This window comes from Bacillus cereus group sp. BfR-BA-01408 (assembly GCF_022663305.1).
GTDB lineage: Bacteria > Bacillota > Bacilli > Bacillales > Bacillaceae_G > Bacillus_A > Bacillus_A pacificus.
Genome location: NZ_JAKUFF010000351.1, coordinates 1 through 214, shown reverse-complemented (window position 1 = coordinate 214; position 214 = coordinate 1). Strand labels below are relative to the sequence as shown.

Genomic DNA, 214 nt, shown 5'->3' with positions numbered 1-214 from the left:
GTTGGATTTTCTCCATTATTTCCTTCACCTGTTGGTGGTGTCGTTGGATTTTCTCCATTATTTCCTTCACCTGTTGGCGGTGTTGTTGGATTCTCTCCACCAGTTTCTTTATCATCATCGTTCTTCTTCGTTATATCAATTGCATATTTAGCAAATTCATTTTCAGATGGTCCAACATATGATATTTTTCCATCTTTCTTTATATACTTTTGTG

General features: G+C 35.5%; 1 protein-coding gene. It reads right to left on the bottom strand.

Annotation, left to right across the window (positions count from 1 at the left end; genetic code table 11):
- A partial coding sequence (locus MR083_RS27610; protein WP_242270154.1) for a hypothetical protein occupies positions 1-214 on the bottom strand: 214 nt, incomplete at both ends.